20 protein-coding genes are annotated in these 19,760 nt (G+C 72.7%); 12 read left to right on the top strand and 8 right to left on the bottom strand.

Annotated features, from left to right (window positions below):
- On the bottom strand, nt 1-1,295 hold a 1,295-nt coding region (locus OJ962_RS17650; protein ID WP_270006499.1), incomplete at its 3' end, for an ATP-binding protein.
- Between the two features lie 88 nt (nt 1,296-1,383).
- Between OJ962_RS17650 and OJ962_RS17645 the strand changes: the two genes are divergently transcribed.
- Complete coding sequence (locus OJ962_RS17645) at nt 1,384-2,247, top strand: hypothetical protein (protein ID WP_202956546.1); 864 nt, start codon at nt 1,384-1,386, stop codon at nt 2,245-2,247.
- On the opposite strand, the gene OJ962_RS17640 is transcribed toward OJ962_RS17645, so the two are convergent.
- The gene (locus tag OJ962_RS17640; protein WP_202956547.1) at nt 2,179-3,945 is read right to left on the bottom strand and encodes an NAD(P)/FAD-dependent oxidoreductase; all 1,767 of its coding nucleotides are present in this window, start codon (nt 3,943-3,945) and stop codon (nt 2,179-2,181) included. The two genes, OJ962_RS17645 and OJ962_RS17640, sit on opposite strands and share 69 nt — an antisense overlap.
- Before the next feature lie 124 nt (nt 3,946-4,069).
- Here OJ962_RS17640 and OJ962_RS17635 point away from each other — a divergent pair, with 124 nt between their 5' ends.
- The 4 genes from OJ962_RS17635 to OJ962_RS17620 are packed head-to-tail and all read left to right on the top strand — an operon-like array spanning nt 4,070 to nt 7,296.
- Nucleotides 4,070-4,783, top strand: a complete 714-nt coding sequence (locus OJ962_RS17635; RefSeq protein ID WP_202956548.1) for an ABC transporter ATP-binding protein — start codon at nt 4,070-4,072, stop codon at nt 4,781-4,783.
- The gene (locus OJ962_RS17630) at nt 4,759-5,502 is read left to right on the top strand and encodes an ABC transporter permease (protein ID WP_202956549.1); all 744 of its coding nucleotides are present in this window, start codon (nt 4,759-4,761) and stop codon (nt 5,500-5,502) included. The genes OJ962_RS17635 and OJ962_RS17630 overlap by 25 nt, the downstream gene beginning before the upstream one ends.
- Nucleotides 5,503-5,512: 10 nt before the next feature.
- Nucleotides 5,513-6,688, top strand: a complete 1,176-nt coding sequence (locus tag OJ962_RS17625) for a sensor histidine kinase (RefSeq protein ID WP_202956550.1) — start codon at nt 5,513-5,515, stop codon at nt 6,686-6,688.
- Nucleotides 6,685-7,296 carry a response regulator transcription factor gene (locus OJ962_RS17620; RefSeq protein WP_202956551.1) on the top strand — a complete coding sequence of 204 codons (612 nt, stop codon included), beginning with the start codon at nt 6,685-6,687 and terminating at the stop codon, nt 7,294-7,296. The genes OJ962_RS17625 and OJ962_RS17620 overlap by 4 nt, the downstream gene beginning before the upstream one ends.
- On the opposite strand, the gene OJ962_RS17615 is transcribed toward OJ962_RS17620, so the two are convergent.
- Nucleotides 7,283-9,421, bottom strand: coding sequence for an MMPL family transporter (locus OJ962_RS17615; protein WP_202956552.1), 2,139 nt, complete (start codon nt 9,419-9,421; stop codon nt 7,283-7,285). The two genes, OJ962_RS17620 and OJ962_RS17615, sit on opposite strands and share 14 nt — an antisense overlap.
- A gap of 140 nt (nt 9,422-9,561) precedes the next feature.
- On the opposite strand from OJ962_RS17615, the gene OJ962_RS17610 reads away from it, so the two are divergent.
- The 3 genes from OJ962_RS17610 to OJ962_RS17600 are packed head-to-tail and all read left to right on the top strand — an operon-like array spanning nt 9,562 to nt 11,017.
- On the top strand, nt 9,562-9,804 hold the full coding sequence (locus OJ962_RS17610; protein ID WP_202956553.1) for a hypothetical protein: 243 nt from the start codon (nt 9,562-9,564) through the stop codon (nt 9,802-9,804).
- Complete coding sequence (locus tag OJ962_RS17605) at nt 9,801-10,496, top strand: phosphatase PAP2 family protein (protein WP_202956554.1); 696 nt, start codon at nt 9,801-9,803, stop codon at nt 10,494-10,496. Before OJ962_RS17610 ends, OJ962_RS17605 begins: the two co-directional genes overlap by 4 nt.
- Complete coding sequence (locus OJ962_RS17600) at nt 10,493-11,017, top strand: response regulator transcription factor (protein ID WP_202956555.1); 525 nt, start codon at nt 10,493-10,495, stop codon at nt 11,015-11,017. The genes OJ962_RS17605 and OJ962_RS17600 overlap by 4 nt, the downstream gene beginning before the upstream one ends.
- Before the next feature lie 13 nt (nt 11,018-11,030).
- Here OJ962_RS17600 and OJ962_RS17595 read toward each other — a convergent pair whose 3' ends face one another.
- Complete coding sequence (locus OJ962_RS17595) at nt 11,031-11,876, bottom strand: hypothetical protein (RefSeq protein WP_202956556.1); 846 nt, start codon at nt 11,874-11,876, stop codon at nt 11,031-11,033.
- A 36-nt stretch (nt 11,877-11,912) separates the two neighbouring features.
- On the bottom strand, nt 11,913-13,931 hold the full coding sequence (locus OJ962_RS17590) for an ATP-dependent Clp protease ATP-binding subunit (RefSeq protein ID WP_270006498.1): 2,019 nt from the start codon (nt 13,929-13,931) through the stop codon (nt 11,913-11,915).
- 69 nt (nt 13,932-14,000) lie between these two features.
- On the opposite strand from OJ962_RS17590, the gene OJ962_RS17585 reads away from it, so the two are divergent.
- The 4 genes from OJ962_RS17585 to OJ962_RS17570 all read left to right on the top strand — a co-directional run bounded on the left by OJ962_RS17585 (nt 14,001) and on the right by OJ962_RS17570 (nt 18,046).
- Nucleotides 14,001-15,359, top strand: a complete 1,359-nt coding sequence (locus OJ962_RS17585) for an MBL fold metallo-hydrolase (RefSeq protein WP_202956557.1) — start codon at nt 14,001-14,003, stop codon at nt 15,357-15,359.
- A gap of 70 nt (nt 15,360-15,429) precedes the next feature.
- The gene (locus tag OJ962_RS17580; protein WP_202956558.1) at nt 15,430-17,154 is read left to right on the top strand and encodes a DUF6909 family protein; all 1,725 of its coding nucleotides are present in this window, start codon (nt 15,430-15,432) and stop codon (nt 17,152-17,154) included.
- A gap of 68 nt (nt 17,155-17,222) precedes the next feature.
- The gene (locus OJ962_RS17575; RefSeq protein WP_202956559.1) at nt 17,223-17,729 is read left to right on the top strand and encodes a leucine-rich repeat domain-containing protein; all 507 of its coding nucleotides are present in this window, start codon (nt 17,223-17,225) and stop codon (nt 17,727-17,729) included.
- 11 nt (nt 17,730-17,740) lie between these two features.
- Nucleotides 17,741-18,046 (top strand): YciI family protein, encoded by a 306-nt coding sequence (locus OJ962_RS17570; RefSeq protein ID WP_202956560.1) that lies wholly within the window; start codon nt 17,741-17,743, stop codon nt 18,044-18,046.
- Here OJ962_RS17570 and OJ962_RS17565 read toward each other — a convergent pair.
- From OJ962_RS17565 to OJ962_RS17555, 3 genes are all read right to left on the bottom strand, one after another.
- Nucleotides 18,033-18,761 carry a DUF4261 domain-containing protein gene (locus OJ962_RS17565; RefSeq protein WP_202956561.1) on the bottom strand — a complete coding sequence of 243 codons (729 nt, stop codon included), beginning with the start codon at nt 18,759-18,761 and terminating at the stop codon, nt 18,033-18,035. The two genes, OJ962_RS17570 and OJ962_RS17565, sit on opposite strands and share 14 nt — an antisense overlap.
- Nucleotides 18,762-19,004: 243 nt before the next feature.
- Entirely contained in the window at nt 19,005-19,334 is a 330-nt protein-coding gene (locus tag OJ962_RS17560) for an ArsR/SmtB family transcription factor (protein ID WP_202956562.1), read from the bottom strand.
- Nucleotides 19,331-19,750 (bottom strand): SRPBCC domain-containing protein, encoded by a 420-nt coding sequence (locus OJ962_RS17555; RefSeq protein WP_202956563.1) that lies wholly within the window; start codon nt 19,748-19,750, stop codon nt 19,331-19,333. The genes OJ962_RS17560 and OJ962_RS17555 overlap by 4 nt, the downstream gene beginning before the upstream one ends.
- Nucleotides 19,751-19,760: the final 10 nt, after the last annotated feature.

Genomic DNA, 19,760 nt, shown 5'->3' with positions numbered 1-19,760 from the left:
CCCCCCGCCCGCGGGGGGTCTGGGGGGGGGGCGGGGGGGGGCGCGGGGGGGGCGGGGGGGGCGGCGCCCGACGAGGTCGCGGCGGTGGCGCCCGCGGCCGGCGCCAACCGCAGCGCGGCGGCGTACAGGCGCGCCGCCGAGGAAGGCGCGCGGAGCGCCATCTCGTCGGCGGCCTCGCGCAGCACCGCCACCGCGGCAAGGTCGCCGACGCGGGCGGAGCGCTCCACGTGGTGGGCGCGCTCGGCGGCGGTGGCGCCGCGCGCGGCCAATGCGGCGGCGTTGCGTTCGTGGGCGCCGAGCCGCCAGCCGGCGGGCGTGGACTCGTAGACCGCGCGGCGGACGAGCGGGTGGCGAAAGCGGAAGCGGCGGGGGACGTCGGTGCCGCGCACCAGGTCGGCGGCCAGCAACTCGTCCAGCGCGGTCATGAGCCGCGCTTCCTCCAGCGCTGCCGCGGCGGCCGCGAGCTCCGGCTCGAAGGGATCGCCCGCGACCGCCGCGCCCGCGAGCGCCGAGCGGGCGTCGGCGCTCAGCAGCGCCAGCTCGGAGCCGAGCGCCGCGGCGACCGCGCGCGGCACTTCCACGCCGCCGAGCTCGACCGCGCCGGCGCCCGTGACCACACCGGCGCGGGCGAGCTGGCGCAGGTAGAGCGGGTTGCCGCCGCTGGCGGCGAACACGGCCTCCGCGGGCTCGCCGACGAGCTCACGCGCCTCGCTCAGGCTCAGCCCGGTGAGGTCCAGCCGCGTGACCGCGCCGCGCTCCAACGCGGCCGCGAGCCGGTCGGGCATCTGGCGTGGCCGCACCGCCACGGCGAGCAGCACGGGCGCGTCGGGCGGGCGTCGCAGCAGCGCGGAGAGCAGTTCGATCGAGCCGGGGTCGGCCCAGTGGACGTCGTCGAGCACGAGGGTCAGCGGCGCGAGCTCCTCCAGCAACGCGCCGACCGCGCGGTGCAGGCGGTAGCGGTCGACGGCGCCCACCGCTGGCAGGGCCGGGAACACGTGGCCGAGCTCGTCCGGCAGCCCTGCGAGCCGCCGCGGCTCGAGTCCGTGCAGGTACTCGTCCAGCGCGTCGACCCAGACGCCGAACGGCAGGTCGCGCTCGAGCTCGGACGCGCTGCCGCTGAGCACGAGCCCGCCGCGCCGGTCCGCGCGCGCCTCGAGCTCCGCCAGCAGGCGCGTCTTCCCGATCCCCGGTTCGCCGACGATCTCCACGGTGCAGAACCCGCGCCGCCCCAGCAGGTCTTCCAGCGCCGCGAGCTCGGCGCCACGCCCGACGAGCGGCTCGGCGGAGACCCGCATCGTGCTGCCGAGCATAACCCGGCTTCAGGGTCTGAGACCAGGGTCGGCCCCCGATGACCGGCGGGCCGCGCCGGAGGACGCTCCAGGCATGAAGAAGATCCTGGTCGTCCCCCTCATCGCCGCCCTCGTCCTCACCCTGTTCGCGTGGCCCGCGTCGCGGGTCGGCCCGCGCGAGCTGCCCGTGGGCGTGGTCGGCCCTACCGCCCCGCGGATCGAGGGCGTCGAATTCCGCCGCTACGCCAGCGCCGCGCAGGCGCGCGCCGCGATCGAGGACCGCGAGATCTACGGCGCGCTCACCAGCGACAAGGTGCTCGTCGCGACCGCCGCTTCACCCGTGGCCGCGCAGGCGCTCACCCACGGCGCGACGAAGCCGGTGGAGGACGTCGTCGCCGCCCCGCGCGAGGCGAACGGGCTCGCCGCGTCCGTGCTCCCGCTCGTGCTCGCCGGCATCCTCACCGGCGTGCTGGCGGCGAAGGCCAGACGCCGCGTCGCCGCCCTGTTCGCCGGCGCGGTCCTCGCGGGCACCGCCGGCGCGCTCGTCATCGACAGCTGGCTCGGCGTCGTCGAAGGCGACTTCGCCGCCAACGCCGCGGCGCTCAGCCTGACCGTGCTCGCGATCGGATCGCTCGTCGCCGGCCTCTACGCGCTCGCGGGTCACAAGGGTGCGGCGCTCGGCGCGCTGACGATGGTGTTCGTGGGCAACCCGCTCAGCGGCGTCGCGACCGGCCCGGACATGATCCCGGGCGGAGCGCTCGGTCAGCTGCTCCCGCCGGGGGCGGGCGGCAGCCTGCTGCGCAGCACGGGCTTCTTCGACGGCGCCGCGGCGGGCGAGCACATCGCGGTGCTCGCCGCTTACGTCGTCATCGGCCTCGCGCTGCTGGCCTCACGCCAGGTGATGAACCTCCTGAAGCCCGTAGACCGGCGTGTCGATCCCCTCCATGCGCGCCTTTAGCTGCAGCGCGAGATAGAGCGAGTAGTGGCGCGACTGGTGGAGGTTGCCGCCGTGGAACCACAGGTTCTCCTGCTGGGTCGGCTTCCACATGTTGCGCTGCTCGCCCTCCCACGGTCCGGGGTCCTTGGTCGTGTCCGAGCCCAGGCCCCAGACCTTGCCGACCTTGTCCGCGACCTCCTGCGAGATCAGCTCCGCGGCCCAGCCGTTCATCGAGTTGTAGCCCGTGGCGTAGACGACGAGGTCGGCTCCCAGCTCGGTGCCGTCCTCCATCACCACGGTGTGCTCGGTGAGTCGCGCGACCTTCCCGCGCTGGAGCTTGATCTTGCCGTCGGCGACCAGCTCGGAAGCGCCGACGTCGATGTAGTAGCCCGACCCGCGGCGCAGGTACTTCATGAACAGGCCGGAGCCGTCCTCGCCCCAGTCGAGCCAGAAGCCGGCCTCCTCCAGGCGCGCGTAGAAGTCCTTGTCGCGCTCGCGCATCTGGTCGTAGAGCGGGATCTGGAACTCGTGCAGGATCCGGTAGGGCAACGAGGCGAAGATCATGTCCGCCTTCTCGGTCGTGATCCCGTTCGCGAGCGCCTGCTCGGAGTAGAGCGCGCCGAGCCCGATCTCCATCAGCGTGTCCGACCGCACGATGTGGGTGGAGGAGCGCTGGACCATCGTCACGTCGGCGCCGACCTCCCACAGCGCCGCGCAGATGTCGTGCGCGGAGTTGTTGGAGCCGATCACGACGCATCGCTTGCCCGCGTAGGCGTCCGGGCCGGGGTGCTTGGACGAGTGGTGCTGGTCGCCCTTGAAGACGTCCATCCCCTCGATCTCCGGGAGGTTGGGCTGTGAGCTCATGCCGGTCGCGAGCACGAGCTGGCGCGGGCGCAACGTGATCGCCTGGCCCTCGCGCTCGACCTGCACGGTCCAGCGGCCCTCGTCTTCGTCGAAGCTCGCGGAGTGCACGGTCGTCGAGCCCCAGTAGTTGAGCTCCATGACGCGCGTGTACATCTCCAGCCAGTCGCCGATCTTGTCCTTGGGCGAGAACACCGGCCAGTTCTCGGGGAACTTGATGTAGGGCAGGTGGTCGTACCAGACCGGGTCGTGCAGGCACAGCGACTTGTAGCGCTTGCGCCAGGAGTCGCCGGGGCGCTCGTTGCGCTCGCAGATGATCGTCGGGACGCCCAGTTGGCGCAGGCGCGCGCCGAGCCCGATCGCCCCTTGGCCGCCGCCCACGATCACGACCTCCGGCTGCTCGGAGTAGCCGAGCGTCTCAGCTTCCCGGGCGCGCTCCTCGAGCCAGGTGACGCGGTCCGGGTTCGCGCCGTGCTCGACGCCCTTGGGCCGGTGCGTGCCCTTGGGCTCCTCGAAGCCCTTGAGCTCGTACAGCGCGGTGAGCAGCGTCCACGCCTTCCCGTCGCGCAGCCGCAGCAGGCCGTTCCCGCGCCCGACGGCGGTCTCGAACGCGATCCAGGCCGTCGTGACGCCGTCCGCGGTGTCCGGCGGCTCGGTCGTGTGCCAGTTGGAGGGTTGGGTGTGCTCGAGCGTGCTGTCGAGCATCGCCTCGATCTCCTCAGGCCCTTCGACCGTCTTCAGGTTCCACGTGAACGCGACGAGGTCGCGCCAGAAGCTCTCCTCATGGAACAGCGCGGCCGCGCTTGCGCTGTCGCCGTTGCTCAGCGCGGTTTCGAACTCGGACAGCCACTGATCCACCACGGGTCTCTCCTCCCGGCCGGTACGAACGAAGCGGACGTTACAGGCCGCTCAGCCATATGGCTGAGTGAGCTCTAGCCGTCGTGGCGATGTCGCGGGCGGCGGCGTGCCCGACGCTAGGGGCATGGAACTCGCCATCGAAGCCACCGACCTCGTCAAGCGCTACGGCGCGACGGTCGCGCTGGACGGGTTGACGTTGTCCGTGCGGCGCGGTGAGGTGCTCGGGCTGCTCGGGCCCAACGGGGCCGGGAAATCGACGTTCGTGGAGTGCGCGGTCGGGCTGCGTACGCCGGACGCGGGCACGATCCGGACGCTGGGGATGCAGCCGGGGCGCGAGCTGTGCACACGCGTCGGCGTCCAGCTCCAGCACGCGACGCTGCCCGACCGGCTGCGCGTCGGGGAGGCGCTGGAGCTGTTCGCCGCGCTGTACCCGCGCACCGCGGACCCGCGCGCGCTGCTCGCGCGCTGGGGGCTCGAGCGGGTGCGCGAGCAGCCGTTCGGGAAGTTGAGCGGCGGCGAGCGCCAGCGGCTCTTCCTCGCGCTGGCGCTGCTGCACGAGCCGGAGCTCGTCGTGTTGGACGAGCTCACCACGGGGCTGGACCCGGAGGCGCGGCGCTCGGCGTGGGCGCTGGTGCGCGCGTTGCGGTCGGAAGGGCTGACGGTCGTGCTCGTCACGCACGATGTCGCCGAGGCCGAGGCGCTGTGCGACCGCGTCGCGATCATCAACCGCGGGCAGGTGCTCGCGTGCGCGCCCACCGACGAGTTCGGCGGGCTCGAGACGGCGTACTTCTCGTTCGTGGGGGAGGGGGAAGCATGGCCCGTGCTCTCCGCGCGCTGAGCCTGACCGAGCTACGGCTGTTCGTGCGCGAGCCGGCCGCGGTCGGCTTCACGCTGCTGCTGCCCGTCCTGCTGCTGTTGCTCAACGCGGGCGGCGACGACGTCGGCCGGCCGAGCGCCGAGTTCGGGGGCGAGATCGGGCTCGACGTCCTGCAGGCCGGGCTGGTGGTGTTCGTGGTGGCGACGGCGGGCGTGATGGGGCTCGCGGAGTCGCTGGCCAACGAGCGCGAGCGCGGCGTGCTGCGGCGGTTGTCGCTGGCGCCGATCCGGCCGGCGAACGTGCTGGGCGCGCACGTGATCGTGCAGCTGGCGGTCGCCGCGGCCGGGACGGTGCTGCTGTGCGGGCTGGCGATCGTCGTGTTCGGCGCGGGGCTGCCGGACGCGCCGCTGCGGGCGGTCGCCCTGATCGTCCTGGCCGCGCTGACGGCGGCGGCCTTGGGCGGCGCGATCGGTGCGCTGGCGCCGACCACGCGGGTGGCGCAGGCGGCGGCCTCTGCGCTCTACTTCCCGAAGCTGTTCCTGAGCGGCGCGGCGATGCCGCGCGAGAACCTGCCGGACGCCGCGCGCACAATCGGTGACGTTCTGCCGCTGACCTACGTGGTCGAGGGCCTGCGCGACGCGTGGGCGGGCGCGCCGCCGGCCGCGTCCTCGGTGCTCGTGCCGGTGGCGGCGCTGCTGGTCGGCGGGCTCATCAGTCTGCGCGCGTTCCGCTGGTCGTAGGGTTCGCCTGATGTCCGAGCGGCGTGAGGAGCTGATCTGGGGCGGGCTGCTCGCCGGCGTGCTGGTCGTGGCGGCGGGCGCCGCGTGGTTCGACGACCACGACCCGGTCACGCTGGCGCTCGCGTTCGCGTTCCTGGCGTGGCATGCGGCGTTCGTGTGGCTGCGCCGGCTCGGGCTCGTGCACGTACTCGGGCTGATCGCGTTGATGCTCGTGCTGGTCGGGCGCTCGAACCACTACTTCCTGCTCGTCTACGCGATCTACCCGCAGCTGTTCCTCCGCTTGGGGTGGTGGGCGGTGCCGGGGTGCGGCGCGGTCGCCGCCGCCACGTTCGCGCTCGCCGATCTCCAGGGGCGCGAGCTGATCATGGGCATCGCGGTGACGACCGGCGTCGCGCTGGTGTTGGCCGTGTCGATCGACGCCGCCGAGCGCGTCTCGCGCAAGCGCGCCGAGACGATCGCCGAGTTGGAAGCCGCGCGCGCCGAGGTGCACGAGCAGGGCCGGCTGATCGGCGCCCTGGAGGAGCGCCAGCGCATCGCCCGCGAGCTCCACGACACGCTCACACAGTCGCTGGTGAGCGTCGTCGCCCAGCTGGAGGCGGCCGAGCAGGAGCTCGAAGCCGGGCGCGTCGACTCGGGCATGGCCCGGCTCGCGCGCGGCCGCGACGCGGCCCGCGCCGGCTTGACCGACGCCCGCCGCGCCGTCCATGCGCTGCGCCCCGACCTGCTCGACGCCGGCGACGGGTTGGGCGCCGGCCTGCGGGTGCTGGCCGGCCGCCTGCGCGCCGAGCACGGGCTGGACGTTGCGGTGAAGGTCCGCGGCGACGACGCGGGCCTGGGGGCTGCCGTCGAAGAGGCGCTGCTGGGCTGTGCCCGCGAGGCGCTCTCGAACGTCCGCCGCCACGCGGACGCGACCCACGTCGAGGTCGCGCTCGACATCGGCGCCGCCGAGGCGACGCTGTGCGTGGCCGACGACGGCCGCGGGTTCGACGCGGCCGCCCCGCACGGGTCGCGGGCGCACGACCACGGCGCGCTCGCGACGGCCGCCCGCGGCGTCCTCGCCGCCGCCCCGCGGACCGGGTTCGGCCTCACCACGATGCGCGAGCGCGCCGCCACGGTCGGTGGCCGCGCCGAGATCACGTCCGCGCCCGGCGCGGGCACGCGCGTCCAGGTCACGGTGCCGCTGTGAGCGTGCGGGTCCTGCTCGTGGACGACCATCCCGTCGTGCGCGACGGCCTTCGGGCCGTGCTCGAGGGCGCGGGGTTCGTCGTGGCGGGCGAGGCCGAGGACGGGCGTCGCGCGCTGGCCGTGTACCCGTCGGCGAACCCCGACGTGGTGCTGATGGACCTGCGGATGCCGGTCATGGACGGCGTCACCGCGACCACGAAGCTGCGCGAGCTCGACCCCGCCGCGCGTGTGCTCGTGCTCACCACCTACGACCGCGACGGCGACATCGCGCGCGCCATGCAGGCCGGCGCGAGCGGCTACCTCCTCAAAGACGCACCGCGCGATGAGCTGCATCGCGCGGTGCGGGCCGCGGCCCGCGGCGAGGTCGTGCTCGCCCCCGCCGTCGCCGCGCGGGTCTGGCGCGGCGACGGCGAGGAGCTGTCCGCCCGGGAGCGGGAGGTGCTGCAGCTGGTGGCGAAGGGCTGCACCAACCGCGAGGTCGGCGAGCGCCTGCACGTGAGCGCGGCCACCGTCAAGACGCACCTGCTCAACGTCTACGCCAAGCTCGGCGTCGACGATCGCACGGCGGCGGTGGTGACCGCGCTCGAGCGCGGGCTCATCGAGCTGTAGCCAGGCGCTCACCCTCGATGTCGAGGTCGGGGACGAGGCGCTCGACGCGCTTGGGCATCCACCACGCGCGGCGGCCGAGCAGCGCCATCACGGCCGGTACCAGCGTGAGCCGGACCAGGAACGCGTCGGCGAGGATGCCGAAGGCCAGGGCGAGGCCGATCGACTTGATGATCGGGTCCGGCGAGAGGATGTAGGCGCCGAAGACGACCATCATGATCGTGGCCGCTGCGGTGACGACGCGGCCGCTGTCGACGTAGCCCTTGACGACGGCGGCCTTCGCGTCGCGGCTGTGGACGAAGCGCTCGCGCATCCGCGAGACCAGGAACACCTCGTAGTCCATCGCGAGCCCGAACAGGATGCCGATCAGCAGGATCGGCAGGAACGAGACGATCGGGCCGGCCGAGGCGACGTCGAAGAGCCCGTTCAGGTTGCCGTCCTGGAAGATCCAGACCGTCACGCCCAGCGAGGCGGCGATCGAGAGCAGGAACCCGGCCGCGGCCTTCAGCGGCACCAGGACGCTGCGGAACACGACCATGAGCAGCAGCAGGGCGAGGCCCACGACGACGCCGACGTAGAGCGGCAGCGCCTCGTTCAGGCGGTCGGCCGTGTCGATGTTGACCGCGGTCTGGCCGGTCACGTACGCGCTCAGATGCGCGGACTTCGGGAGCTGCTCGGCCTCGGTGCGCAGGGCCGTGACGAGGTCCTTAGTTTCCTGGGTCGCGGGTCCGGTCTCAGGCGTGACCTGGACGATCCACAGGTCGCCGGCCTCGTTGGGCATGGCGGGGGAGACGGCGGCGACGCCCGGGAAGTCCTCCAGGGTGGAAGCCACCTGCTTGCCGAAGGCCTCCTGCTCGGAGCGGGCCACCTCGGGCGCGTCCACGACGACGGTGAGCGTGCCGTTGAAGCCGGGGCCGAAGCCCGCGGTCAGCAGGTCGTACGAGCGGCGCTCGGTGGAGCTCGTGGGCTCGGAGGAGCCATCCGGCAGGCCGAGCTCCATGTGCGCGGCGGGTACGGCGGCGACGCCGAGCAGCGCCAGCCCGACGAGCAGCACGGCACCCGGGCGACGCACCACGAAGCTCACCCAGCGGGCGCTGAGCGGGGAGCGCTTGCGTCCCGAGCGGCCGGCGAGCAAGCGGTTCGGCTTGGCCAGGCGCGCGCCGGCGAAGCCCAACAGCGCGGGCAGCAGCGTGAGCGCGACGAGGACCGCGATGGCGACGGTGCCGGCCGCGGCCAGACCCATCACGGAGAGGAACGGGATGTTCACGACGCACAGGCCGACGAGCGCGATGATCACGGTCAGGCCGGCGAACACGACCGCGCTGCCGGCGGTGCCGCTCGCGTGGGCGACGGACTCACGCGGTTCCATGCCGTCGCCCAGGTTCTGCTTGTGCCGGGCGAGGATGAACAGCGCGTAGTCGATACCGACCGCGAGCCCGAGCATCGTGGCGAGCACCGGCGCGGTCTCGCTCAGGTCGATCACGCTCGACAGGCCGGTGAGGCCCGCGAGCCCGATCGACACGCCGAGCATGGCGGTGAGCAGCGGCATGCCGGCGGCCAGCAGCGACGCCATCGTGATCGCGAGCACGAAGAAGGCGACGATCATGCCGAGCGACTCGGAGCCGTGCGCGGCCTCCTCGGCGGCGATCCCGCCCGAGAACTCGACCTGGAGCCCGGCGGCCTCACCTGTGTGCGCGACGTCGGCGAGCTGCTCGCGCGCCTCGTCGGAGATCTCCGAGGACGGGGTGGGATAGATGACGTCGGCGTAGCCGATCGTCCCGTCCTTGCTCAACACCGGGTCCGAGACACCGCTCACCTCGGCGGCGCCCTTCGCCTCCCCGAGCGTCGCGTCCATGGCGGCGGCGTTCTCGCCGCCGGAGAGCGTCTGGCCCTCGGGCGCGGCGAACACGACGCGCGCGAACGAGCCGCTCGCGGCCGGGTAGCGCTCCTCCAGCAGCTCCTGCGCCTGCTGGGACTCGGTGCCCGGAACTTCGAACTTGTTGGACTTCGTGCCGCCGAACGCGGCCGCGATGCCGCCGACGGTGATCAGGATCGCGAGCCAGAGCGCGAGCACGGCGCGGCGGTGGTCATACGCCCAGCGGCCGAGCCGGTAGAGGAAGGTAGCCATGGCACGGAGCGTCCTCGGGCGCGGGCGCCGCGACTTCAGGGCAGGACCCCGATCTCGCACCCTTAGGGACCCGGATCAGGGTCCCGAATCAGGGCAGCGCCCCGATGAGCCACGGGTGCCTTCACGGGAGCGTGTGCGCCATGCCCCGCTTCCTGCTCCACCACCGCCATGAGCCGCACGAGTGCGGCGTGGCGTTCGCCGCCTTCCGGGGACACGCGAGCCCGCTCCGCCACCGCGCGGCGCTGGCCTCGTGTGCGTTCGGCGGGCACGCGATCTGGTGGACGGTGCAGGCGGACGGTCCCGAACACGCGCTCGGGCTCCTCCCGTACTTCCTCGCCGAGCGCGCCACTGCGATCCGAGTCGACGAGGTCGACATCCCATGACTCCCTCTTTCGTCCGCCGCCGCGGCGTCCGCGAACTGATGCTCTTCGGCGCCGCGTATCTGCTCTACAACGCCGGCCGCGGCGTCACCAGCGGCCAGATGGACCTCGCGCAGAGCAACGCGCAGTGGGTCGTCGGCGCGCAGGGCGGCGTCGGCTTCGAGCACGGCGTGCAGGACGCGCTCGGCGGCGCGCTGCTCAGCCACGTGTATCTCGCGGCCCAGATCGTCGTGCTGCCGCTCGTCCTGCTGTCGATGTACCGGTGGGCGCCGCGCCTGTACCCCCGGCTCCGTAACACGGTGATCGCCACCTGGATGCTCTCGCTACCGGTCTACGCGCTGTTCCCCGTGGCGCCGCCGCGGCTGGCCGAGGTCGGCATGACGGACTTCGTGAGCGAGACGTCCGCCGTGACGCTCGCGGGGCACTCGACGTGGTTCTACAACCCGATCGCGGCGGTCCCGTCGCTGCACTGCGGGTTCGCGCTGGCGTTGAGCGTGGCCGTCGCGATGGTCGTGCGGCGGCGCTGGCTGAAGGCGCTGGCGCTGAGCTGGGCGCCGCTGGTCGCGCTGTCGACGGTCGCGACCGCCAACCACTACGTGTTCGACGTGGCGGCCGGCGTGGCGATCACCCTGCTGGGCTACCTCGTGGTGACCTGGCGACCGCGCCCCGCGCTGCGGACGGCGGTGGCGGCATGATCCGCGTCGCGATCCTCGACGCCCACCCCGCGACCCGCGCGGGGCTGGAGGCGATCCTGCGCGCGGCGCCCGGTGTCGTGCCGGTCGGCGCGGCGGAGCACCGGCGCGCGCTCCTCCCGTTGCTCTATCGCGCCGACCCCGACGTCGTCGTGGTGGACGACGTGCGCGCGTGCCTGACGGTGCGGTCGGCGCGTGTGGTCGTGCACGCGACCGGCGTCGACGTCGTGCGCGCGACGTTCGCGGGCGCGGCGGCGCTCGTCGACAAGGCCGCGCCCGCGCACGAGCTGCTCGCGGCCGTGCGGGGCGAGCGGCCGTTGCCGCCGATCACGCCGGGCGCGCAGCGTCGTGCGGCCGAGGCGTTGAGCCGCACCGACCGCGCGATCCTCGCGATGCGGCTGGCGGGCACGAGCGACCACGACATCGCCGGCGTCGTCGGGCTCTCACGCGAGGCGCTCGCCGGCCGCTGCGCCGCCATCACGGTCGGCGCGCTCGATGCCCCGCGCGAGCTCCACGCGGGATGACACGCCGGCCGACCTACTGGATCAGCTCGGTCCTGAGCTCGTGCGACTCGTCGTCCAGACGCGCCTCGTACCAGATGCGGTGCGCCCCGTCCGGCAGCGGCAGCACCTCGAGGTAGCGGACGTCCGCGAGCGGCTCGCCCGAGGCTTCGAAGCGGTTGCCGTCGCGGCGCGTCACGCCGGTGCGCTCGAACCAGTTCTCCTGTGCGGACGCGCGCGCGTCGTACGCCGCGCGGCCGTCCGGCAGGATCGTGGTCAGCCGCGCGCCGCGTTCCGTCCAGGTGCCGGGCCGGCCCTCGAGCACGGTGCCGTGCCACGTCCACGACCAGCCGTCGGTGCTGGTGGCGTAGGCCGTGTTCATGCGGTCCTCCTCGCCCGGGACGTCGAGCAGGTGGCAGCAGATCCACGCCTCCCAGCCGCCCGCGGAACGCCGGATGATCGGGTCCTTGACCGCGGTGTGGTCGTCACCGGCGAACGCGACGGAGAGCTCCGCCTCGCTCAACGCGTCGAGCGTCGGGGCCTCAGCGACCGCGATGTACCAGTGCTTGGTGTTCGGGGTCGCGCAGCTCACCCACAGCCGCCAGCCGACTTCGGTCCGCACCAGCGCGGGCCGCTCGGTCCACGCCGCTCCGAAGTGCTGCTGCGGCAGCACGAGCACGGTCTCGTAGTGCTCGCCGTCGTGGGAGACCGCGATCACGGTCTCGTCCGTGGTGTCCGGCCCGTTGCGCACGCGGTAGCCGAGGACGATCGTGTCGCCGTCGAGCACGGCGGACGGCGCGCCGGTCCAGAACTGCGGGCCACGACCGGGCGCGGGCGCGACGACCACGGGGGTCGCCGCGCCCGGCAGCGGAAAGTCGGTCATGCCCGCAACCTAAGGGGTCAGACCTCCTAGGTGCCCTTAGGCCGTCGTGAAGGCGTGCGCCGGCTCGACGATCAGCGACCCGTCCTCGGTGACGTGGACGCGGTCGCCGTCGGCGATCTCGCCGGCGAGGATCGCGCGCGTCAGCGCCTTCTCCAGCGTGCGCCGGATGTGGCGCTGCAGCGGGCGGGCGCCGTAGGCCTCGTCGAATCCCTCCTGCGCCAGCCGGGCGACGTAGGCGTCGGCGACGTCGAGGTTGATGTCGCGCTCGGTCGCGAGCCGGTCGCCGACCCGCTCGACCATCTGTGCCGCGATCCGCTCGACCTGCTCGGCGCTCAGCGCGTCGAAGGTCACGATCTCGTCGATGCGGTTGATGAACTCGGGTAGGAAGGCGGCCTTGGCGGCCTCCTCCATGCGCGCGGCCTCGGCCTTCGGCGCGCTCGCGGTGAAGCCGATTCCGCGCTTGGCCTGCCCCGCGCCGAGGTTCGACGTCATCACGATCACCGCGTTGTTGAAGTCCACCGTGCGGCCCTCGCCGTCGGTCAGGCGGCCGTCGTCCATCACCTGCAGGAGCACGTTCCAGACCTCCGGGTGCGCCTTCTCGATCTCGTCGAGCAGGATCACCGAGTACGGGCGCCGGCGCACGGGCTCGGTCAGCTGGCCGCCGTCGCCGTACCCGACGTAGCCGGGAGGCGAGCCGATCAGCCGCGCGACCGTGTGCGGCTCGCGGAACTCGCTCATGTCGATCCGGACGAGCGCCTTCTCGGTGGCGAACAGCCGCTCCGCCAGGGCCTTGACCAATTCGGTCTTGCCGACGCCGGTGGGGCCGAGGAACAGGAAGCTGCCGAGCGGACGGTCGCCCTCGGAGAGGCCGACGCGGGCGCGGCGGATCGTGTCCGCCACCACCTCGACGGCCGCGTCCTGGCCGATCACGCGCTCGTGCAGGTCGTCCTCGAGGTCGTTGAGCCGCTCGAGCTCGCCCTCGACGAGCTCGCCGACCGGGATGCCGGTGCGGTCCGCGACCACCGCGGCAATCTGGGTCTCGCCGACGACCACGGGGCCATCGGCGCCCTGGCGGCGCTTGAGCTCGGCCGCGCGCTCGTAGTCCTCGCGCGTGACGGCGTCCGCGATCTCGGCGCTCAGGTCCTTGGCGCCCGTCAGCCGCAGCCGCGCCGCGGCCTGGTCGACGAGGTCGATCGCCTTGTCGGGCAGGTGGTACTCGGTGATGTAGCGATCGCTCAGCCGGGCGGCAGCCTCGAGCGCCGCGTCGTCGATCATGACGGCGTGGTGCTTCTCGTACGCGCCGCGCAGGCCGCGCAGGATCGTCACGGTGTCGTCGACCGACGGCTCCTCGACAGTCACCGCGGAGAAGCGGCGGGCGAGGGCGGAGTCGCGCTCGATCTTGCGGTACTCGGCGAGCGTGGTCGCGCCGATCACGCGCAGCTCACCGCGCGCGAGCAGCGGCTTGAGGATGTTGGCCGCGTCCATGCCGCCCTCGGCGTTGCCGGCGCCGAGCACGGTGTGCAGCTCGTCGATGAACAGGATCGTGTTGCCGCCGGAGGCGTCCTCGAGCGCCTTCTTCAGGCGCTGCTCGAACTGGCCGCGGAACTGCGCGCCGGCGACCATGCCGGACAGGTCGAGCGCGACCAGGCGCGTCCCGTGCAGCACCTCGGGGACGGTCTGCTCGTGGATGCGCAGCGCCAGGCCCTCGGCGATGGCGGTCTTGCCGACGCCGGCCTCGCCGATCAGGACGGCGTTGTTCTTGCGCCGGCGGGAGAGGATCTCGATCGTCTGGGCGATCTCGTCGTCGCGACCGATGACCGGGTCGATGCGGCCCGCCTTGGCGGCGGCGGTGAGATCGCGCCCGAATTCGCCGAGGGCGCTCTTGGGCGCGCGCTCGGGGTCGGCGGGCTTGCGCTCGCGCAGGTCGGTCGCGCACGTTTCACACAGCACCGCGGTCCGCCGCTGAGGGCCGGCCGCGAACACCATGCGCACCGTACCCGGCCGCTCGCCGCAGACGGCGCACAGCGTGGGAGTGGTGTCAAAAATCTCAGTCACGCAGACTAAGATAGCCGTTGCTTGCGCACGCAACGTGATGGCGCGCACAGTGGGAGTAGATTTCGCCTCGTGATCTTCCGGCAGATTGCGCACGAGGACCTCGGGTGCGCCTCTTACCTGGTCGGCGACGAGTCCGCGGGCGTCGCGGCCGTCGTGGACCCGCGGCTCGAGATCGGCGAGTACCTGCGGCTCGCGCGCTACCTCGGCGTCTCGATCGAGCACATCCTCGAGACGCACAACCACGCGGACCACGTCAGCGGCCACGGCCGGCTCGCGGCCGCGACCGGCGCGACGATCCATGTCCACGCGCTCGCTTCGCCCGACTACGAGCACGAGGCCTTCCAGGACGGCTGGGAGCTGGAGCTGGGGTCGGTGCGCGTGCGCGCGCTGCACACGCCCGGGCACCGGCCCGAGCACACGGCGTTCGCGCTCATCGATACTGCGCGCGGCTCTGAGCCATGGGCGGTGCTGACCGGTGACTCGTTGTTCGTGGGCGACATCGCGCGGCCCGACCTCGCCGTCGAGAAGGAGGAGGGCGCGCGCGACATCTACCGCTCGCTGCACACCGCGCTGCTGGTACTGGGCGACGACGTCGAGGTCTGGCCCGGCCACCTGGGCGGCTCGCTGTGCGGCGGGCCCGCGATGGACCTCAAGGTGTCCACGACGATCGGCTTCGAGCGCCGCCACAACGAGCTGCTGGGCGTCGGCGACGAGGACGAGTTCGTCGCGCGCGCGACCTCCGCGCTGCGCCCGCAGCCGCCGAACTTCAAGGCGATCGTCGCGATCAACCGCGGGTCGCTGGACCGCCGGACCGTCGACGCGCACCCGCTCACCCCGCGCCAGATCCAGACGCTCGACGCGCCCGTGATCGACGTGCGCACCTCGCTCCAGTTCGACGACGCGCACATCCCGGGCGCGATCTGCAACACGATCCTGCAGGCCGGGTTCGGGACCCGGCTGGCGTGGATCGCCGGGCCGGACGAGGAGATCGTGCTGGTCGGCCGCGACGACGCCGACGCGCTGCACGCGGCCGAGCTGGCCGCCGCCGTCGGCGTCGAGCGGATCGCCGGCTACCTCGCGGGCGGGATGACGAGCTGGCGCGAGGAGAAGCTGCCGGTGGCGAAGATCGAGCGGCTCACCGTGCACGAGCTGCACGAGCGCGACGGCACCCAGATCCTCGACGTCCGCGAGCGCGACGAGTGGGAGGCCGGGCACATCCCGGACTCGGTGTTCGTGCCCTACCACGACATCCACGCGCTGCCGTCCGACCTGGACGCGGACGAGCCGGTCGCGGTCATCTGCGCGAGCGGGCAGCGCGCCGCGGTCGGCGCTTCGCTCGTGCAGCGGTACGGGGCGCGCGAGGTCCTGCACGTGGTCGACGGCGGCGTCGGCACGTGGGCGCGCGCGGGCTACCCCATCCGGCGCTGAGCGCGGGCGGCGGGGACCGGCAACGGGTGCTTGACCGGTCCTGGCCGAAGGTGCGGTAGCGTCATGGCGCATGGCCGTTCCCCGTCTTCGTGTCCCCTCGGCTGAGCCGAACGGCACGCTGCGCCAGACGTCCGACGAGGTCGAGCTCTACCACCGCACGTACACGACGCTGCTGCGGTCGTCGGGGGAGACGCTCCTGCGCGTGCTCGAGCCGTCGCACGCGGCGATGAACTCGAGCCTGCACCCGCTCGCCTACGACCCCGAGCAGCCCGACCTGGGCGCGTTCCTGTACTCGCTGCGGCGGCTGCCGGCCACGATCTGGCGGGCGAACGTGATCGTCATGGGGCAGGAGTCCGAGGCGTTCGCGCGCGCCGGGATCGGCCGGATCGAGGACTGGACCCCGTACGAGTCCCCCGCGCGGCGGCGCCGCTGGTTCGACTCGGGCACCGGCACGCTCGCCGTCCTGCTCGCCTCCACCTCGGACCTGGACGACGCGATCCCGTCGCTGGTCGCCTACCAGCTGGAGTGGAACAAGCTGCACGCGCTGCTGCGCGCGGCGGACTGCTCCGACGAGCCCACGCCGGCCGAGCTCGCCCGCTGCTGCGGCGGCTCGGAGGAGGACTGGGAGCGGGTCGAGGAGTCGTGGCCGGAAGGGCTCGCGGCGTTCGTCGACGAGGTGCGCGAGCGCAAGCTCAGCCTGCGCATCCGGATGCTCGGCGGATCGGCGTCCGGCTACGCGCGGCTCACGCGCCGCTGGTGGGCGCCCGTGCGGGCGACGTTCACCGACCAGTCGCTGAGCGACAAGCCGATGTACTTCGTCTCGTCCAACACGCACTCGCTGGTGAACCTGGTGTCGGCGAGCGCGGGGGCGACCGAGGACGAGATCGTCGACTGGGTGGAGGCCAACGGGCCGGACTACCTGCAGGAGGAGCTCGAGCGCTTCCGCTCGAGCCGCACCACCGGGTCGTGGGAGAACTTCCTCTACTACGGCGCGCGGCTGTACTACGAGCGCCAGCCCGAGGACGGCCCGGCGTGGGAGCGCCGCCGCAAGCACGAGCGCGAGCTCGGCATCACGCACATCTCCTCGCGCACCGGTCTGCGCGTGTCCGCCCAGGTGATCGACCTCGCCTCGCTGGACCCGGCCGGCCTGGACCCGCGGCTCGGCCCGGTCGACGCGGAGAAGCTCGCGCACGCGCAGGGCGTCGTGGTCAACATCGAGTACCCGCTCGGGCTCGCGGCGTACAACATCCTGCGCGAGATCACGACCGCGCACGACACGCTGCGCGGCGTCTACGTGCTGGGCAAGGCGGCGACGCTCAACGCGGACGTCGGCGACGTGCTGATCAGCGGCGTCATCCACGACGAGCACTCGGGCTCCACCTACTGGCTCGACAACGCGTTCTCGTTCGACGACATCGCGCCCTACCTCGTCTTCGGCAGCGGCCTCGACAATCAGCGCGCGGTCACGGTCAAGTCGACCTTCCTGCAGAACCGCAACTACCTCGACTTCTACTACCGCGAGGCGTACACCGTGGTCGAGATGGAGGCCGGCCCGTTCTGCAACGCGGTCTACGAGATCGCGGACGCCGACCGCTACCCGACCGGCGAGGCGGTGAACTTCTCCAAGCTCCCGATCGACTTCGGGATCATCCACTACGCCTCAGACACGCCGTACTCGCAGGCGCGCACGCTCGGCGCCCGCGGCCTGTCCTACTACGGGCTGGATTCCACGTACGCGTCGTCGGTCGCGATCCTGCGCCGGATCTTCACGCTGGAGGGGCTGTACGACGCCTGAGAGGGCTGCTCGAGGCTCCGGATCCGGAGCTCGAGCGGCTCTATACGTGTGAGCTCGGCCTGGAGACCGTGCCCGAGTGGTACGGCTCGCTGGCCGCTCTGCGCACGCTCGACCTCGGCCACAATGCGCTGCGCGCCGTGCCCGACCTGTCCGCGCTGACCCGGCTGGAGATCCTCTACCTGCACGACAACGCGCTCACGGCGCTGCCGTCCTTGCCGCCCTCGCTCACCTACCTGAACGTGAGCGAGAACCCGCTGCCGGCGCTGCCGGCTCTCGACCTCCCCGAGCTGATCGAGCTGCGCGCGCTGGACCTCGGGCTGACGGCGGTGCCGGAGCTGCGGCTGCCGAAGCTGCGCGAGCTGCACCTGCGCACCAACGCGCTCACCGCGGTCCCCGAGACCGTGCGCGGACTCCACGAGCTGCGCCTGCTCGACCTGCGCGCGAACCGCCTGACGTCCGTCCCGGACTGGATCGGCGAGCTCCCGCGCCTCGAGAAGCTCGACCTGCGCTGGAACCAGGTCTACGACCCGCCCGCCGAACTGCTCGCGCGCGGATGCGTCGTGCTCACTGAATAGGCTCGCGCGCCATGGAGCAATGGATCTACTTCCTGCATCCCCCGCGCGAGAACTTCGCCGGCACGATGACGGACGAGGAACAGGCGGTCTGGGGCGAGCACGTCAAGCTGCTCACGCAACGGCTGGAGGAGGGCTCGCTGATCCTCGCCGGGCCGACGTTGGGCACGACGAACACCGGCATCTGCGTGTTCGAGGCGCCCGATGAGGACGCGGCGCAGGCGTACATGCAGGCGGACCCGGCGATCGCCTCGGGCATGGCCCGCGGCGAGCTGCGTGGGTTCCAGGCAGCGTTCCTGCGCGGCGCTACGGCCGGGTGAGGGTGAGCGCGCGCCGTTCGGGCTCGGTCACCGAGACGGCGTCGTGGCAGACCCAGCCGCGCTCGGCGAGGTCGTCGCCGTCCTCGATCACGTCGCCGTGGTCGAGCAGGTAACCGGCGACGTCGAACAGCAACTGGGCGATGTCGGCCGGGTCGTCGTGCTCGTAGGCGCACTGCAGGTCCGGCAGGCCGAGCGCGTGCAGGCCGAGCGTGTCCATGAGCTTGTGGTCGGTGTCCTCGATCCCGTACAACCGGACGTTCAGGCAGGCGATGAGCTCGCGATCGTGCAGGATCGCGGCGGGGTTGGCGACGCGCTCGCTGTTGGGCAGCCACACCGCCGCGGGCTGCAGCTGCTCGATCGCGGCGCACAGGGTGGGGACGTAGGTCTCGATGCGCTCCCGGTACGGGCGCACGCTGCCGAACAGCTCGGCGACGAGCAGGCTGTGCGTGCAACGGGCGAGCACAGCGTCCGCGTCCTCCCAGTCCCACGTCTGCTCGGTGGTCGCCGCATTCTCGTCCGTGCGCTCACCGTCGGGCGTCAGGAACGTGGTGACCAGCGCGCCCTTCGAACCGTCGTCGAGGGTGAACGCGAAGCGCGGGTGGACGAGCGCGTCGCCCATCCGCTCGGCGCCGGGGACCGCGGCGGCGAGTGCGTCGAGGTCGAGTTGCGGCTCGTGGTCGAACCACAGCTCCGCCATCTGAGTCACGTGGGTCATCGTGGCCACGGATCTTCGCAACCGCAGCTCGCGTGCGGCGCTGTCAGCTCACGCTGAACCCGGGAAGTTCCGGTCGCCGGGGTACAACTCACTGCATGCCGCGAACGCTTGGCAGTCAACGCAGACGCGTCGCGCTGCTCATCCTGCCGCTCGCCGCGGTGTTCACCGTCGTCACCGCCGCCGACGGGCTGTGGATCCTCGCGATTCCGGGCTTTCTCTTCTTTGCCGCGCAGCTGGTCGTCTTCATCCGCGCGAGTCGGCGTCCTCGGCGGCCTCGGCCAGCGCCTTCACCCCCGCCAGCCGAGCGTCCCACCGGTCCGCCAGCCGTGACATCCACGCCGCCGTCTCCTGGAGGCGCTCGGGCTGGACGACGTACCTCACCTCGCGGCCGTGCCGCTGCGCAGCAACGAGCCCGGCGCGGTCGAGGACAGCGAGGTGCTTGATCACCGCCGGGCGGCTCACGGGCAGCTCGGCGGACAGCGTGGTGGCCGTGCCGTGGCCGTGGGCCGCGAGCAGGTCGAGGATCGAGCGCCGCGTGGGGTCGGCGAGGGCGGTGAAGACGTCCTCGGTCACACGGCGATCGTCTGCGCGTAGCGCTCGAGGTCGCCGAGCTCGTGCTTCCAGCCACTGGCGTTGCCGTCGCGCAGCTCGGCCTGGCGCTCCGGGCTCGTGTTCAGCTCGCCCCAACCGCTCTCGACGACCTTCACGCGCGTGCCGTCGCCCTCGGTGGCAAGCGTGAACTCGACGAGGGTGTCGCCGATGCCCGCGTCGTTCGCGTCCCAGCGGAAGGCGAAGGCGTGCGGCGCGTCCTCGCGGACGATCCGCAGCTCTCCGTCGCCGTGCTCGGCCCAGCTGACGGTGATGGTGTCGCCGGCGCGGGAGGCGCCGGCGTCGCCGAACCAGTTGGCCATGTGCTCCGGCTCGGTGACGATCTGCCACACCCGCTCGACGGGGGCGGCGATGAAGATGTCGCGCTCGATGCTGTTCATGTAACCCGTA

Source organism: Solirubrobacter deserti (assembly GCF_027587175.1).
Classification (GTDB): domain Bacteria; phylum Actinomycetota; class Thermoleophilia; order Solirubrobacterales; family Solirubrobacteraceae; genus Solirubrobacter; species Solirubrobacter deserti.
The sequence above is the reverse complement of the archived record's forward strand: the minus strand, read 5'-3'. Positions and strand labels throughout refer to the sequence as shown.

Coding starts and splice junctions, on each gene's coding strand:
- OJ962_RS17645 (WP_202956546.1), top strand. CDS start 1,384: ATGAAGAAGATCCTGGTCGTCCCCCTCATCGCCGCCCTCGTCCTCACC.
- OJ962_RS17605 (WP_202956554.1), top strand. CDS start 9,801: ATGACTCCCTCTTTCGTCCGCCGCCGCGGCGTCCGCGAACTGATGCTC.
- OJ962_RS17630 (WP_202956549.1), top strand. CDS start 4,759: ATGGCCCGTGCTCTCCGCGCGCTGAGCCTGACCGAGCTACGGCTGTTC.
- OJ962_RS17570 (WP_202956560.1), top strand. CDS start 17,741: ATGGAGCAATGGATCTACTTCCTGCATCCCCCGCGCGAGAACTTCGCC.
- OJ962_RS17580 (WP_202956558.1), top strand. CDS start 15,430: ATGGCCGTTCCCCGTCTTCGTGTCCCCTCGGCTGAGCCGAACGGCACG.
- OJ962_RS17595 (WP_202956556.1), bottom strand. CDS start 11,876: ATGACCGACTTTCCGCTGCCGGGCGCGGCGACCCCCGTGGTCGTCGCG.
- OJ962_RS17600 (WP_202956555.1), top strand. CDS start 10,493: ATGATCCGCGTCGCGATCCTCGACGCCCACCCCGCGACCCGCGCGGGG.
- OJ962_RS17565 (WP_202956561.1), bottom strand. CDS start 18,761: ATGACCCACGTGACTCAGATGGCGGAGCTGTGGTTCGACCACGAGCCG.
- OJ962_RS17625 (WP_202956550.1), top strand. CDS start 5,513: ATGTCCGAGCGGCGTGAGGAGCTGATCTGGGGCGGGCTGCTCGCCGGC.
- OJ962_RS17610 (WP_202956553.1), top strand. CDS start 9,562: ATGCCCCGCTTCCTGCTCCACCACCGCCATGAGCCGCACGAGTGCGGC.
- OJ962_RS17555 (WP_202956563.1), bottom strand. CDS start 19,750: ATGAACAGCATCGAGCGCGACATCTTCATCGCCGCCCCCGTCGAGCGG.
- OJ962_RS17635 (WP_202956548.1), top strand. CDS start 4,070: ATGGAACTCGCCATCGAAGCCACCGACCTCGTCAAGCGCTACGGCGCG.
- OJ962_RS17615 (WP_202956552.1), bottom strand. CDS start 9,421: ATGGCTACCTTCCTCTACCGGCTCGGCCGCTGGGCGTATGACCACCGC.